Consider the following 13803-nt stretch of genomic DNA (forward strand, 5'->3'; position numbering starts at 1 on the left):
ATGGATTAATCGAACAGGCTCGACACGGACTCTTCGGTCGCTGTGCGCGAAATCGCCTCGCCCATCAGGTCGGCGATGGAGATGACGCGGATATTCGGGGCGTCGAGCACGCCTTGCGTCGGCTGGATGGAATCGGTGATCACCAGTTCCTGCAGCTTCGAGCCGCTGATCCGGGCGACCGCACCGCCCGACAGCACGCCGTGGGTGATATAGGCGGTGACGCTGGTAGCGCCGTTGGCGAGCAGCGCATCGGCGGCGTTGCACAGCGTGCCGCCGGAATCGACGATGTCGTCGATCAGCAGGCAATCCTTGCCGGCGACCGCGCCGATGATGTTCATCACTTCGGATTCACCGGGACGTTCGCGGCGCTTGTCGACGATGGCCAGTTGTGCGTCGAAGCGTTTGGCGAGCGCGCGGGCGCGCACCACGCCGCCAATATCGGGCGAGACGACGACGACATTGGCAAGCTGTTTGTATTTTGCCTTCACGTCGCGGGCCATCACCGGCACCGAGAACAGATTGTCGGTCGGAATGTCGAAAAAACCCTGGATCTGGCCGGCATGGAGGTCGAGCGTCAAAACGCGGTCGACGCCAGCGCGGGTGATCATGTTGGCGACCAGCTTGGCCGAGATCGGTGTGCGGCCCGAGGCCCGGCGATCCTGCCTGGCGTAACCGAAATAGGGGATGACCGCGGTGATGCGCTTGGCCGAGGAGCGCATGAAGGCATCGATCATGATGAGCAGTTCCATCAGATGATCGTTGGTCGGGAACGAGGTCGACTGCAGGATGAAGACATCCTCGCCGCGCACGTTTTCCTGGATTTCGACGAAGATTTCCTGATCGGCGAAGCGTCTGACGCTGGCCTTGCCCAGCGGGACATTGAGATAGCGGGCGACCGCTTCGGCCAGCACCCGGTTGGAATTGCCCGCGAAAAGCTTCATGCACCGTTCCTGGCGAAGGATGGGGAGGTCCTCTTAATCGGGCTTGTAGCGAGCCGTGCCGGTATTGCAAGCCTCGTTGACGGGAATCCGCCGGCTAATCTCAAAAACGTCAACAGTGAACGGAAGCCGGTAACAGGCGGATCAGCCGGCGCTGCCGCCGAGCCAGGCCGCGAACTGGTCGATCGTCTGGTCGGCGATCGCCTGCATGGTAGCGGGTGCAACCGCGGGCCAGCCTTCGGCGGCATTGACCGAGGGCGCCTTCTGCTGGCCATTGATGCGGTGTAGCCGGTTGCCAGCGGGGTCATAGACGTCCCAGACATAGATAACGGTGGTATCCTTGCCTTCCGTCATGGTCGAGAAGTAGCCCTTCAGCACATGGGTGGCGGCCTGGTCGGCGCTGCCGGCAAGGGTGATGCCGCGCTGCTTGGCGCGTGTCTGCAGTTCGGCCGTCAGCGGCGTTGCCGCTTCCACGGAGGCGCCGACGATCGGCGCGATCTGCAGCCGGGTCTTCGACAAAGCGGCGGCGCTCTGCGCGGGGTTGGCGGGTGTCGTGGCGCCGACGGCCGGCGCTGGTGTGGCGGCGGGCGCGATGCCCGGGGCAGCCAAGGGCTGAGCCGGTTGGGCCGAGGCTGCCGGCGGCGTGATGGCGGACGGCTCAAGGACGTCCTTGGCATTGGTGCAAGCGGCCAGCACAAGCGCTGCGAGCAATGACACGGTCGTCACATGCGATCGTCTCATCTGCCCGAAAACTCCTTAGTCGCGAACGCCCCCGCGTGGACCAACCATTATGGATTCACTGTACGATCAAGTCGAGATCATGGCGTGAAAGCGGCTTCGGCTGGGATTCGGTGGTCAGGTAGGTGCGGCCAAGCGTCATCGCCGTCTCGGTTTCGGAGTCCATGATGATCATGTGCGCGAACAATGTCATGTTGGGCGCGATCGGCTCGGGATTGCCCTGGTAGAACATCGGCATATCCATCCAGGACGGGGTGAAGCGGGCGCCGACGGAATAGCCGCAGGCGTTCAACCGATGCTTGGTCAGGCTGTGCGCCTCCAGCGTGCGGGCATGCGCGTCGAAGACGTCGCCGAAGGTGTTGCCGGGCGTCATCGCCTTCTCGACCGCCAGAAGAGCCGCGCGGGCGGCGTCGAACAGCTCCTGATGGCGCTTCGACGCCTTGCCGGTCAGCACGGTGCGCATCATCGGCGCGTGATAGTGATGGAACACGCCGGCCCATTCGAGCGTCAGCTGATCGTTCTTGGTCAGCTTGCGGCGCCCGGCCTTGTAGCGGCAGAGCAGCGCGTCGATGCCCGAGCCGATGATGAATTCATTGGCCGGATAGTCGCCGCCGCCGGCAAACACCGCGCCCTGCATGGCGGCAAGGATCAGCGCTTCGTCGCCGCCCTGCTTGATCAGCGGCAGGGCCGCGTCGAGCGCGTCGTCGGAAAGGTTGGCGGCCTTTTCGGCCTTGGCGATTTCAGCCGGGCTCTTGAACAGGCGCAGACGGCCGACAATACCGGAGGCGTCGGCGATCTGGCCGAAGGTCTGCAGCTGCTCGTCGACGCGGCGGCCATTGAAGGCGGTCAGGCCATGGGTGTCGTATTCGACGCCGATGCGGGCGCCGAGGAGATTGAGGTCGTTGAGCAGGTTGCGCAGGTCGACCGCCGGGTTGGCGCCGTCGCGGTCGGTCCACAGCACGATGTTGTCGATGATCGATGTGTGGCGCGCCTGGCGCAAATCGGCCGAGCGGGTGAGCAGCACCATCGAGCCGTCAGCCTTCACAACCAGGCACTGGAAGAAACAGAAGCCGAACGTGTCGTAGCCGGTTAGCCAGTACATGCTCTCCTGGGCGAAAAGCAGTACAGCATCGAGCTTCTTTTCCGTCATCTCGATCATCAACCGGTCACGCCGGGCGTCAAATTCCGACCGTTCGAAATGCAGCGCCATTATCCGTTCTCCAAAACAATTGCCGAAACCTGCCGACCGTAGTCCGGTTCCTTGCGATGCGTCGCGCGCCGGTAGGAAAAGAAGAGATCCTCCTCGGCATAGGTGCAGCGGCCAAGCCCCTGCGCGGTCACGCCAGCCTTCTTCAGCCGGTCGACCGTATAGAGGTTGAGATCGAACATTGCATGCGCCGGATTGGCCGAAGGCGCGAAATAGCCGATGTTTTCGGCATCGGCTTCGACGAAACGGGCGACGAATTCCGGCCCGACCTCGTAATTGTCGGGGCCGATCGAAGGACCGAGAACCGCAATGATGCGCTCACGGCGGGCGCCGAGGCTTTCCATCGCGGCAATGGTGTTTTCAAGCACACCGGTGAAAGCGCCCTTCCAGCCGGCGTGTGCAGCGCCAATGATGCGCGCTTGCGCATCGGCGAACAGCACGGGGCCGCAATCGGCCGTCGAGGCGCCGATGGCGATGCCCGGCCGGTCGGTGACGATGGCGTCGGCCTTGGGCCGCGGGCCGGGAAAGGGTTCCCTGGCAATAACGACATCGGGCGAGTGGACCTGATGCGCGGTCAGGAGATGGCTGGCCGGCACACCCATCCAGGCAGCGACGCGGCGGCGGTTCTCGGCGACCAGCATCTGATCGTCATCCGAGCCGGTGCCGATGTTAAGTCCCTGATAGATGCCGCCGGAGACGCCGCCGATACGGGTGAAATAGCCATGGCGGATACCTCGCGGCTTGGCCGCTTCCAGCAGCGGCGAGCGAACAGGATCCGGTTTGGTCTGATTCAGCATGGATGGGTTTGTTGTCCGCGCCGGCGTTTTCGTCAAGGCGAAGTTCGGCCGAGTGATTGCGACAGTGCTGCCGCGTCGACTTTGCATTGGCCAAAAGCAGGCATGCGACCACAAGCGACATGGCGAGACGGCTTGTAACGATCTCTGAGGGTCAGACTGGCTGATGCGGCAGGATTTTCAGGATTTTGAACAGCGTGCCCATGCCGTCGGGGCCGGCCAGGCGCTCGACGGCATCGGCAATGGTTTGTCGTGCCTCTTGGCTTGCCTGGCTGCCCAACTGGCCAGCTCGCTCAAGCAATCCCGTGCCAAGCAGAAAGTCGCCCTGCGTCGCCAATTCCACATCGAGGCCATGCGCCCGCACGACGGCGGCCAGTGCAGCGAAGTCGACATGGGCGGTGAGATCGGCTTCGCCGGGATTGGCCAGCACATCTTCGGGGGCGTGCCTGCGCACGGCCTGCAATGTGTCGCCGAAACCGGGCTGGAGATGGCCGTAATCGGGGAACAGCCCGGCGCCGCCGTGGTCGGCTATGCGTTCGGCAATGGTCGCCATCAGTGCCGCGCGGGCCGGTGCTATTTCGAAAATAGAGCCTTGTGGCGCCTCGGCGGCGTCTTCCGGCAGCAGCGTCGCCTCGACCGAGCCGGCGCCGGCGAAGAAGCTCAACTCGTCTGAGACATCGAGGCCGATCACCCGTTCGCGCCAGCCGGCGCCGGCGAGGATGAACTGGCGGATCGGCACAGCGTCGAACAATTCGTTGCCGACAATCAGCAACGGCGCCTGCGGTAGTGTGGCGATGGTTTCGTGCCAGCCGAGCTCAACCGAAGTTTCGGCAAGCGTCTGCTTCTGGATTTCAGTCAGCCGCGGACTGGTCTCGACCAGAGCGAAGGATGCTCCGGCGGCGATAGCCGGATCGAGCCGCGTCAGGGTGCGAAGCATGTCCTTCATCAGCGTGCCGCGGCCAGGCCCGATCTCCGCGATGGTGACCGGCAGGGGTCGGCCGATCGCCAGCCAGGCCTGATAGAGCCAGACGGCGACGAGTTCGCCGAACATTTGGCTGATCTCGGGTGCGGTGACGAAGTCGCCGGCGGCGCCGAACGGCTCGCGCGTGGTGTAGTAGCCGTCGCTGGGATCGAACAGGCAGAGCGCCATGTACTCGTTGACGGGGAGGGGGCCGAGCGCGCCGATCAGGTCGACGATGCGGGTCTTCAGCCGTGTCATGCCGGCTGTGGTTGCGGCGCCGGTTTGGCTGTGGCCATCGCCCAGATGCCGGCCAGCACCATCGGCACCGACAGCACCATGCCCATGGTGAGCCAGCCGCCGAGGAGGTAGCCGAGCTGCTGGTCGGGCTCGCGGAAGAACTCGACGAAGATGCGTGACAGGCCGTAGCCGCAAATGAAGGCGCCGCCGACAAAGCGCGGCGTCTTCAGCTTCAGCCGCGAATGGGTGAGGAAGCGCAGGACCAGGAACAGCACCGCGCCCTCGAGCAGCGCTTCGTAGAGCTGGCTCGGATGGCGAGGCTCCAGGCCCGCGACACAACCCGCCACGGTCTGCTGGAGACGCTCGTTGCAGAAGACGACGCCCCACGACACGTCGGTCACGCGACCCCAGAGTTCGGCATTGACGAAGTTCGCGATGCGGACGAGGCCGAGCCCGACCGGCACGCCGGCTGCCACCACGTCGAACAGCGTCCAGGTGCGGATGCCGCGCTTGAGGGAAAACAGCGTCATGGCGAGGATGACGCCAAGCAGGCCGCCATGGAACGACATGCCGCCCTGCCAGACGGCGAAGATGTCGAGCGGGTGGTCGATATAGCGCTTTAAATCGTAGAAAAGCACATAGCCGGTGCGTCCGCCGAGCACGACGCCGACGGCGGCCCAGACGATGAAATCGTCGAGGTCGATCGGCTTCATCGGCAAGACGCCATCAGGCCACAGCCTTGTGTTGGTGACGAGCCGCTTGGCGTACCACCAGGCGAACAGGATGCCGACGATATAGCCGATGCCGTACCAGTGCACAGCCAGCGGGCCGATCTGAACCAGGATCGGGTCGATGTTGGGGAAGGACAGCGACGCCATCGGCAGCGGGAAATAGTCGTTCAACAGGATCTCCTGGGAGGGCTCGCGTTAGGGCGCGGACCATGCGGCAGGGTTTTGGCGGGGTCAAGGCAAGGTGACGACAGCCTGATCGTCAGAGATAATGGGCTCAACCCTGCGGCTTGCCGGCGACCAATTGCCTGAGCGCATCGTTGATCCTGTCTTGCCAGCCGGGGCCATCTTCCTGGAAATGGTCGAGCACGGCGCGATCGATCCTGATCGAGACAAGCTCGCGAACGTTTGGTGCGGCGGAGGGTTCGCGAATGGGAGGCGCGGGTTTCTTGACCGGCTTGAAGGCCGCTTCAGCGGCTTCCATCGGATTGGTCGGTCGGCGCGGGGGCGTTGCCATTGGTTGATCCTGAATGAGAGTGACTCTTGCCTGGAGCAAGTCGTGAGGAAAACTAGGCCGCTGGTCTGTGAAGACCAGTAACTTCACTTGGTTCTCTCTGCCATTGCCCTGTATTTGGCTTCAAGCCTGTCCAGCACCTCGTCGCCAGGCTAGACCCGGCCCGCACTGGCATCCGAAATGCCCTTTGCGAGTGCTGCATCGAGTGCTGCAAAGCGCTTCTCCAAGTCCGCACTGTCCGTCACGGCAACCGTCGTTCCAAGAATCCATTTGCGATAATAGCAATCTGTCGGCCGGACCGTGAGCCAAATCGCGTCCGACATGAAGCCGCACCAGCTTCAACGTTCTTGCATTCCGCAGGCAGTGCCACTACGTCAATTCCAGCAAGCGAGGATTTGCCATGTCGACCGGACCGAACCGCATTCTCGATGAATTCGCCAAGCTGATGACCGATGCCGCGGGTGCCGCACAAGGCGTGCGCCGCGAGGTGGAGACTGCCTTCAAGGGGCAGGCCGAGCGCATCCTCAACACCATGGATGTGGTGCAGCGCGAGGAGTTCGAGGCTGCCCGCGACATGGCTGCGAAGGCCCGCGAAGAAAACACCAGGCTGGCCGCCCGCATCGATGCGCTCGAGGCCAGGCTTGCCGAATTGACCGGACAGGCCGCACCTGTGGCTGCGGCAAAGCCCAAAGCAAAAAAATAAAATTTGAACTTTTCCACAAAGCACAATCCGAAAAAATGCTTTGCCGTGAATCGTTTACCGGCGATGCATGAATCTTTGTGACAGCGCCTTTCCACATGCTGATGACGCAGTGCGAAAAATTAGGCTGTTCACGCGACTCCCGATCAATAGACTGAATTTGTTGCATGATTCGGAGCAGGGTCATGCGGCCGGGCGGTGGGGTCCGGTCCGGGGTCTTTGTGTCGTGAAGTCCTGGCCGTCCGAGTTCAAGACAAGATTGTTCGTCGTGTGTGCCCCGCGGAGCGTGTGGCGCTCCCCTGAACACAGGAAGCATTCCATGGAACTTCTCGAACTCGAATTCTCCCGCGAAATCCATCCGGTGGATGTCATCGAGCAGGTCGCCCATAACAATGACTGGTCCTTCGAACGGGCCGGCGATGACGAAATCTCGATCTCGGTTGCCGGCAGCTGGACCGACTATCACGTCTCCTTCTCATGGATGGAGGATTTCGAGGCGCTGCATCTGGCCTGTGCTTTCGACATCAAGGTGCCGGAAGCCCGCGCGCTGGAAGTGATGCGGCTTTTGTCGCTGATCAACGAGCAGATGCTGTTTGGCCATTTCGATCTCTGGGAGCAGGAGGGCGCGATCATGTTTCGCCAGTCGCTGCTGCTCGCCGGCGGGGTCGAACCGTCGAGCCAGCAGGTCGAGGTGCTTTTGTCGTCGGCGCTTGAAGCCTGCGAGTGCTATTTCCAGGCCTTCCAGTTCGTTGTCTGGTCGGGAACCTCGGCCAAGGATGCGCTGGCCGGCGTCCTGTTCGAGACCTATGGCAACGCTTGAGCTTCCATGAGTTCGAGCAGCGCGCGCAAGCCCGAGATCAGCTTTGCCGATTTTGATCGTGTCGACATCCGTGCCGGCACGATCGTCGAGGCCGAGCCTTTCCCCGAGGCGCGCAAACCCGCCTTCAAGCTGAAGATCGATTTCGGCCCTGAGATCGGCGTGAAGAAATCCTCGGCACAGATCACGAAATACTATGCGCCGGAAACGCTGGTGGGACGGCAGGTGTTTGCGGTGGTGAATTTCCCGCCGCGCCAGATCGGTCCGTTCATGTCGGAAGTGCTCACGCTCGGCTTCCCTGATGAGGAAGGCGCCGTGGTCCTTGGCGCCATCGAGCGCAAGGTGCCGGACGGCGGCAGGTTGTTTTAGGAAGATTGCGTCAGGCGGCCAGCTTGCGCCTTGTGCTCAGCGCCTCTTCGACCGTGTCCATGAACATTTCGGCGCAGGCTTTCCAGCTGTAGCGCATGGCGCGTTCGCGCGCCTCGGCGCGGTCGACATTGAGCGCGGCGAGCGAGGCCTCGCGCAGATCGGTCGACACCGCGCCGCCGATGCCGTCGCCGACAATGTCGATCGGTCCGGTGACCGGATAGGCGGCCACCGGCGTGCCGCTGGCCAGCGCCTCGATGATGACGTTGCCGAACGTGTCGGTGCGGCTGGGGAAAACGAAAACATCAGCCGAGGCGTAGATCTCGGCCAGCTCATCGTTCGGGCGATGGCCGAGGAAGTGCGCCTGCGGGTACTTCGCCCTGAGCCTAGCCAGTTCCGGTCCTTCGCCGACGATCACCTTGCTGCCGGGCAGGTCGAGATCGAGGAAGGCGCTCAGGTTCTTCTCGATGGCGACGCGGCCGACGCACAGGAATACCGGGCCGGGAAAGCCGAGGTCCTTCTTCTTGTCCGGGCGGAAGTGATCGGTGTCGACGCCCCGCGTCCACGGCCTGAGCTTGGTGAAGCCTCGCGACGCAAGGTCCTCCGCCAGCGACTGGGTGGCGACCAGCGTGCCTTGTCCCGAATTGTGGAAATCACGCAGCCAGCGATAGGCCCAGCTCTCCGGCACCGGCAGGCGGGCGCTGAGATATTCGGGAAAGCGGGTGTGATAGCTGGTGGTAAAGGGACGGCCAGCATTGCGGCAATAGCGCCGCGCCATGATGCCGAGCGGGCCTTCGGTGACGATATGGATATGGTCGGCCTTGCGAGCCTCGATCAGCCGCGCGACATGACCGGGCGTGGTCAGCGCCAGCCTGATGTCGGGGTAGGTCGGCAACGGCAAGGTGCGAAAGATATTCGGGGTCAGGAAGTCGACCGCAACGTCGAAGGTTTTCAGCGTTTCGGTGAGCCGCTCCAGCGTGTGGACGACGCCGTTGACTTGCGGCCGCCAGGCGTCGGTGACCATCAGGATGCGCATGGCGGTCCTTTGCTCGGGTCGACGGTTGCCTTGATGCGATAGCGGTACGGGCCGGCTGCCCTCGCTTCGCTCCACCGCACCCGGGCATGCACGAGGTCGAAGTAAGGCGGCTGAGCCGAATCAACTGAGGTCGCGCGCTTCATGCGCGCTCTTGACCATGGTTTCATGACGGGCGGATGAAGGTGGTTTTTGGCCGAGCCCGCCTTCCAGATCATGCTTTGGTCAGGCGGGCACCTTGATCACCGCCCGCAGGCCGCCGAGCGGGCTGTCTTCCAGCATGATGTCGCCGCCATGGCTGCGGGCAATATCGCGGGCGATAGAGAGACCAAGGCCGGTGCCGCTGGCGTCGAGGTTGCGCGCCTCGTCGAGCCGCACGAACGGTTTGAACACGTCCTCGCGCTTTTCCGGCGGGATGCCCGGACCGTCATCGTCGATGGTGACGACGAGTGAGCCGCGGCCGTGATCGGCGCTGATCTCCACCGTCTTGGCATAGCGCAAGGCATTGCCGGCGACATTGGACAACAGCCGGGCGAAAGCGTGCGGGCGCACATGCACGTCCGGATCACCGGCAAGCACGGTCGATAGCTTGCGCTTGTGCAGCGACGCCTCCTCGCCGAGCTTTTGGAAATAGGCCTCGAGATCGAAATGGCCGGCATCTTCCGACGCTTCGCCGCGGGCAAAGGCGATATAGCCTTCCAGCATCGACTGCATGTCGTCGATGTCCTGGTTGAGCGCGGCCTTGGTCTCGGGCTTGCCGCCAGCCAGCGCCAGCTGCAGCTTGAAGCGGGTGAGGATGGTTCTGAGATCGTGGCTGACGCCGGTCAGCATGGCGGTGCGCTGTTCCAGCTGGCGTTCGATGCGCTCGCGCATCTGGATGAAGGCAAAGCCGGCCCGTCGAACCTCCTCGGCGCCGCGTGGGCGGAAATCGCGCGGCATCGGCCGGCCCTTGCCGAAGCTTTCGGCGGCCTCGGCCAGAGACAGGATCGGCCGGATCTGGTTGCGAAGGAAGGGGATGGCAATCGTCAGCAGCACCAGTGACGTCCCGACCATCCAGATCAGGAAGATGTGGGTGTTGGAGGCATAGGCCTGGCTGCGGCGCACGAAGACGCGCAGCACCTTGCCCTCGAGCTGGATGCGGACCTCGACGATGTTGGAATTGCCGACCGTGTCGATCCAGAACGGGCGGTTGATCTGGCGGGTGATCTCGGTGGAAAGGACGTCGTCAAGGATCGAGAAGAAGGGCTTGGGTCCAGGCGCCGGCAACGGGTCGGGCGGCAAGAGGTCGACCTTCAACTGCATGCGGTCTTGGGCGATGCGGATGATGTTGGCGTAGTCGCCATCATGCGGATAGGTCTCGATCATGTCGATGATCGCGGCGATGTCGCGCACGGTGGCCTGCGACAGGCGCTGCGTCACGGTTGCCCAGTGGCGTTCCATGAAGTCGAAGGCGACGACCGACTGCAGAAGGATCATCGGCGCGATGACGATGATCAGCGAGCGGGCATAAAGCCGCTTGGGCATATAGAACGCAACCAGCCGCCAGAACCGCTTCCAGGCACGCGGCATTGCTTTCAGCGCGCGTGATACGCGCGCGCCAAAGCCGCCTTGTTCCGGCCGTTCCAGTTGCGTGGTCGCCATTTATCCTTCCGCTGGGTCAATGGCCGCTGGTCGATGGCCACACATCTATGGCCAAGGGCGGCCGTCAGCGGCATTCTATTCCACGCTGAGCCGTTCTGGAACAGCCGTTGGCGATCAAGTAGTTAGGCTGTCAAACCTCGGATTTCTTGCCATTGATAACAAAGGGTTTATTCCTGAATTGTCAAACCCGTAAGGTATGTGTTGGCCAAAGTCTGAGGCTTGTTCTGGAGATGTACAACTCATATAGGACGCTCCACCGGTCTCAAAAGGGCTGAGTCACATAGTTGAATGGTGCGGAAGGAGATGCGGACAATCATACAACGATAATCGCACGGCTGTACCCAGCTCAGAGCCAGTTCTGTATATGGCAGCTTTGCGCCTGCATGTGGTCGTTGAGCACGCCATAGCAGAATCCTAAAAGCAGACATCCGAGTGAAGGCCTCTTCGCGGGGCGACCGCTGGCGTGGCCTGGCTCCTCGCACAATCGGGCGGCGTGGTTCGACACGGTGCCTATCACTGCATAATAGGCGCTGATCGAAACCGGTCCGCCGATAGTTGTATAGCCTCCGGCCATGCCGATTCCGAAGCCGAGCAGGTGATATCGCTTGCGCCATTGTTCCCTCAACACGCACATCGCCGTAGCCATGCGAACCGCTCTCCGTATCGTCGGCGCAGGCTAGTGGATCGTTGAAAACCACGACGATGTCGTCGCCCACGAAACGTGGTATTCGCCAAGAACCGTCATCACCTCCTCGGGTTCGCAGTCTCGGCGAAGGCTGCAAAGGCGCGTAGATCGGTGAAAACGACGGTCACCCCGCGACGGTGACTTTAGAAGCGTGGTCGCATCCCTTTAAGGACTGGGTGAGAGAGTTCGCTAACCCCGCCGGACGGCCACCTTCGAAGCCACGAAGCGGGTACCGTCTCGATTTATTGCAGCAGCGCGATTGCTGCGTCTCCGAGACCCTTTGGTGGAGTGCCGGTGTAGCCATCCAGGTTGACGCTCGAATCTCCATTGTAAGAAAATTGCCAAGCAACAATCCACCCCAGGCCGGTAGCCAATTTTTTATCATCGGTCCCTTTCATTTTAAGGCGGTGCATGGGCGAGTATATTGTCCCACTTATCGAATAATTCTTATTTGTTGCAAGCGATATGGTCGGCAACAATGGCAAGACGGTACGCGATCCGAAGATCGCGATGCCAGTATAAACTCCGCTCGTTGGAGCGGAGAGTTCCATGGCGCCGTTCCCACCTGCCTGTATGATGCTGGACTTGGCATCGACGAATATGGTGACTTCCTTGCCTGTGATTTTCGCATTGTTGCCGATGCCGACTACCGCATTATGAAAGTAGTGAACGCCTGGGGAAAGCACAACCTTTCCACCGAAGGCGATGCTCCCGCAGAACACCCGGCCGGCCGGAATGGTGACATCCGAGAGCGTCTGGTTACTGTAATCGCAACCTGTCGGCGGAACCGGTTCTGGTGTGCTGACAAGGGGGTCGGCGAGGAAGGGCTGGTTCGCCTTCGGGGAAATACTGTATCCGCCGCCTTGGTAATTGCCGACTACCGAGATTTTTGCCGCGGTGATTTTGCCGGCCCCAACGTGTCTCATTGCTTTGGGGCTGGAAGAATTTACCTGGATGCCACAGTTTGGCACCGACACCTTTCCCAAACCGGTCACGCTCAGTGATCCGGTTGAGTCTGGATCGAGAGCATAGATGCAGTATTCCGGGGGCGCCTTTCGTGCCTTTGCAGTGACGTGAAGGCTGATCGCCCGAATGCCGGCAAGGTTCATAAAGTCCGTCGGCATTGAGGCGGTGATTTCAACTGCTGCCTCCCGCGACACGGGAGTGGGCGTTGTGATGTCGACTTCAACCACCGCGCCGACCGCAAAAGAGCCGTTGCCAAGCGCAAGGTTCTTGGCGGCCAGAACGGCCTCCTCGTCTCCACCTTCACTCTCCATAGCTGCCAGGGCCGCCGAATCCGCTAGTTCTTGCAGCCTGGATTTCCAGGTGACGGCACTGGTAAGGTCGACGCTCACGCCCAAGACCAAACAAAGCGGTAGCGCCACCAAGGCCGCTGCCACAGCAAAGTTTCCGCCCCTGTCGAGCAGCAGATCCTTCAGCTTTCGCATTGAGATGCACTCCCTCTGGTGGAGAAACTTTAGACTACGCAAGCGGCGGAGAACGCCAGGTCTTCACTTGAGGCCGAAGGCTTCCTCAGCTTGATCCGACTGCAAAAGGTCTTTGGCAGAATGACCAACACCTGGCAAAATCACCAAGCGCCAATTTATTGGCCACCCGTTAGCGATCGCAACAGACTGACCTAGATCAAATGCAAACTGCCCTCGCTCCAAACGCGTCGCTCCTTGTCGTGTGGCAGCTGAACTGTCCGCCAGATTTTCATCCCCAACATCGTCTTCTCCAAGATAGATGGTGAGCGGAAGAGCAAGGTACGCCTTCAGCTGCTGGGAGGCTTGATCAGCACTGTAGATGCAGCCCGAGGAAAGGCACCCAAGCCCATATGGCGCTGCCTCAGCCAAAGATGGCAATACATAGGTAGATGGATTCGCGACAACTAATCTCTTGCCAGCTGGTAGGCCGAATGCCGCGTCGCGTGACATAAATTGTCCCCCAGCCGAATGGCCAAAAAGATAGTACGGCGCAGCAGGCAAGCTCTCTCGCGCTCTTGCCCAACTGACGAGGCCATTCACGTACCAGACCGTCCATTGAGCACGCGGCTGGATTACGCCGTTGTTGACGATGCCGGCTCGCTGATACTTCCAGTTCGGAAACCTATCCAAGTCGAAAAGCGGCGCATAAACGATCAGACAACGCCGATCGGCGAGCGGCTGTGCGTAGTCCCTATAAGAATCGGCCGTTCGACTCAAACCGTGAAATACAAACAGAAATGACGGGTTCGCACAGCTCTTTGGATGATAGCTGTATACCTTTAGCTTTGTTCCATTAATAACCGCCGTTTCTGTGCTCTTGCCGCTCTTCCAGGCAAACACCGGCCCTGAATAAATCAGGCCAAAGCTCAGAACCACGGCGGCTAGGAGTCGAACAAAAAAACGCACACGCCACTCCACAACAATTAGCAATCGCTGATATACCCGGTTCGGTCCTCA

15 protein-coding genes are annotated in these 13803 nt (G+C 61.5%); 3 read left to right on the forward strand and 12 right to left on the reverse strand.

The window, feature by feature from the left end:
* Positions 1 to 5: 5 nt before the first annotated feature.
* The 7 genes from NKJ75_RS13665 to NKJ75_RS13695 all read right to left on the reverse strand — a co-directional run bounded on the left by NKJ75_RS13665 (position 6) and on the right by NKJ75_RS13695 (position 6120).
* On the reverse strand, positions 6 to 941 hold the full coding sequence (locus NKJ75_RS13665) for a ribose-phosphate pyrophosphokinase (protein ID WP_023686119.1): 936 nt from the start codon (positions 939 to 941) through the stop codon (positions 6 to 8).
* A 141-nt stretch (positions 942 to 1082) separates the two neighbouring features.
* A complete protein-coding gene (locus NKJ75_RS13670; protein ID WP_023686118.1) occupies positions 1083 to 1679 on the reverse strand; it encodes a hypothetical protein in 597 nt (198 codons plus the stop codon).
* Between the two features lie 55 nt (positions 1680 to 1734).
* Positions 1735 to 2886: a M24 family metallopeptidase gene (locus NKJ75_RS13675; RefSeq protein ID WP_023683716.1), complete on the reverse strand. Its 1152-nt coding sequence runs from the start codon at positions 2884 to 2886 to the stop codon at positions 1735 to 1737.
* Positions 2886 to 3680, reverse strand: coding sequence for a peptidoglycan editing factor PgeF (gene pgeF / locus NKJ75_RS13680; protein WP_023695793.1), 795 nt, complete (start codon positions 3678 to 3680; stop codon positions 2886 to 2888). The genes NKJ75_RS13675 and pgeF overlap by 1 nt, the downstream gene beginning before the upstream one ends.
* Positions 3681 to 3831: 151 nt before the next feature.
* Positions 3832 to 4896, reverse strand: coding sequence for a class I SAM-dependent methyltransferase (locus NKJ75_RS13685; protein WP_352499793.1), 1065 nt, complete (start codon positions 4894 to 4896; stop codon positions 3832 to 3834).
* Positions 4893 to 5777, reverse strand: a complete 885-nt coding sequence (gene lgt / locus NKJ75_RS13690; protein WP_352499794.1) for a prolipoprotein diacylglyceryl transferase — start codon at positions 5775 to 5777, stop codon at positions 4893 to 4895. The genes NKJ75_RS13685 and lgt overlap by 4 nt, the downstream gene beginning before the upstream one ends.
* A gap of 103 nt (positions 5778 to 5880) precedes the next feature.
* The gene (locus NKJ75_RS13695; RefSeq protein WP_023683720.1) at positions 5881 to 6120 is read right to left on the reverse strand and encodes a BrnA antitoxin family protein; all 240 of its coding nucleotides are present in this window, start codon (positions 6118 to 6120) and stop codon (positions 5881 to 5883) included.
* A 397-nt stretch (positions 6121 to 6517) separates the two neighbouring features.
* On the opposite strand from NKJ75_RS13695, the gene NKJ75_RS13700 reads away from it, so the two are divergent.
* The 3 genes from NKJ75_RS13700 to NKJ75_RS13710 all read left to right on the forward strand — a co-directional run bounded on the left by NKJ75_RS13700 (position 6518) and on the right by NKJ75_RS13710 (position 8003).
* Positions 6518 to 6820 carry an accessory factor UbiK family protein gene (locus tag NKJ75_RS13700; RefSeq protein WP_023672029.1) on the forward strand — a complete coding sequence of 101 codons (303 nt, stop codon included), beginning with the start codon at positions 6518 to 6520 and terminating at the stop codon, positions 6818 to 6820.
* 316 nt (positions 6821 to 7136) lie between these two features.
* Positions 7137 to 7637, forward strand: coding sequence for a type III secretion system chaperone family protein (locus tag NKJ75_RS13705; RefSeq protein ID WP_006202532.1), 501 nt, complete (start codon positions 7137 to 7139; stop codon positions 7635 to 7637).
* A gap of 6 nt (positions 7638 to 7643) precedes the next feature.
* Positions 7644 to 8003: a tRNA-binding protein gene (locus tag NKJ75_RS13710; protein ID WP_023672028.1), complete on the forward strand. Its 360-nt coding sequence runs from the start codon at positions 7644 to 7646 to the stop codon at positions 8001 to 8003.
* A gap of 10 nt (positions 8004 to 8013) precedes the next feature.
* Here the strand turns inward: NKJ75_RS13710 and NKJ75_RS13715 are convergent, their stop codons facing one another.
* The 5 genes from NKJ75_RS13715 to NKJ75_RS13735 form a co-directional block, all read right to left on the reverse strand.
* The gene (locus tag NKJ75_RS13715; RefSeq protein ID WP_023683722.1) at positions 8014 to 9036 is read right to left on the reverse strand and encodes a glycosyltransferase family 4 protein; all 1023 of its coding nucleotides are present in this window, start codon (positions 9034 to 9036) and stop codon (positions 8014 to 8016) included.
* Positions 9037 to 9258: 222 nt separating this feature from the next.
* Positions 9259 to 10674 (reverse strand): ATP-binding protein, encoded by a 1416-nt coding sequence (locus tag NKJ75_RS13720; protein ID WP_023672026.1) that lies wholly within the window; start codon positions 10672 to 10674, stop codon positions 9259 to 9261.
* 346 nt (positions 10675 to 11020) lie between these two features.
* Positions 11021 to 11320 (reverse strand): hypothetical protein, encoded by a 300-nt coding sequence (locus NKJ75_RS13725; protein ID WP_352499795.1) that lies wholly within the window; start codon positions 11318 to 11320, stop codon positions 11021 to 11023.
* Between the two features lie 281 nt (positions 11321 to 11601).
* Complete coding sequence (locus NKJ75_RS13730; RefSeq protein ID WP_023817465.1) at positions 11602 to 12807, reverse strand: Tad domain-containing protein; 1206 nt, start codon at positions 12805 to 12807, stop codon at positions 11602 to 11604.
* Between the two features lie 63 nt (positions 12808 to 12870).
* On the reverse strand, positions 12871 to 13752 hold the full coding sequence (locus tag NKJ75_RS13735) for an alpha/beta fold hydrolase (protein ID WP_156939319.1): 882 nt from the start codon (positions 13750 to 13752) through the stop codon (positions 12871 to 12873).
* Between the last annotated feature and the right edge of the window lie 51 nt (positions 13753 to 13803).

The sequence above is a fragment of the Mesorhizobium sp. M0058 genome, assembly GCF_040323095.1.
GTDB lineage: Bacteria > Pseudomonadota > Alphaproteobacteria > Rhizobiales > Rhizobiaceae > Mesorhizobium.

Excerpts from the sequence above, each read along its gene's own strand:
- NKJ75_RS13720 (WP_023672026.1), bottom strand. The coding sequence starts at position 10,674 with ATGGCGACCACGCAACTGGAACGGCCGGAACAAGGCGGCTTTGGCGCG.
- NKJ75_RS13695 (WP_023683720.1), bottom strand. The coding sequence starts at position 6,120 with ATGGCAACGCCCCCGCGCCGACCGACCAATCCGATGGAAGCCGCTGAA.
- pgeF (WP_023695793.1), bottom strand. The coding sequence starts at position 3,680 with ATGCTGAATCAGACCAAACCGGATCCTGTTCGCTCGCCGCTGCTGGAA.
- NKJ75_RS13715 (WP_023683722.1), bottom strand. The coding sequence starts at position 9,036 with ATGCGCATCCTGATGGTCACCGACGCCTGGCGGCCGCAAGTCAACGGC.
- NKJ75_RS13665 (WP_023686119.1), bottom strand. The coding sequence starts at position 941 with ATGAAGCTTTTCGCGGGCAATTCCAACCGGGTGCTGGCCGAAGCGGTC.
- NKJ75_RS13730 (WP_023817465.1), bottom strand. The coding sequence starts at position 12,807 with ATGCGAAAGCTGAAGGATCTGCTGCTCGACAGGGGCGGAAACTTTGCT.
- NKJ75_RS13675 (WP_023683716.1), bottom strand. The coding sequence starts at position 2,886 with ATGGCGCTGCATTTCGAACGGTCGGAATTTGACGCCCGGCGTGACCGG.
- NKJ75_RS13710 (WP_023672028.1), top strand. The coding sequence starts at position 7,644 with ATGAGTTCGAGCAGCGCGCGCAAGCCCGAGATCAGCTTTGCCGATTTT.
- NKJ75_RS13725 (WP_352499795.1), bottom strand. The coding sequence starts at position 11,320 with ATGGCTACGGCGATGTGCGTGTTGAGGGAACAATGGCGCAAGCGATAT.
- NKJ75_RS13700 (WP_023672029.1), top strand. The coding sequence starts at position 6,518 with ATGTCGACCGGACCGAACCGCATTCTCGATGAATTCGCCAAGCTGATG.
- NKJ75_RS13685 (WP_352499793.1), bottom strand. The coding sequence starts at position 4,896 with ATGACACGGCTGAAGACCCGCATCGTCGACCTGATCGGCGCGCTCGGC.
- NKJ75_RS13670 (WP_023686118.1), bottom strand. The coding sequence starts at position 1,679 with ATGAGACGATCGCATGTGACGACCGTGTCATTGCTCGCAGCGCTTGTG.
- NKJ75_RS13705 (WP_006202532.1), top strand. The coding sequence starts at position 7,137 with ATGGAACTTCTCGAACTCGAATTCTCCCGCGAAATCCATCCGGTGGAT.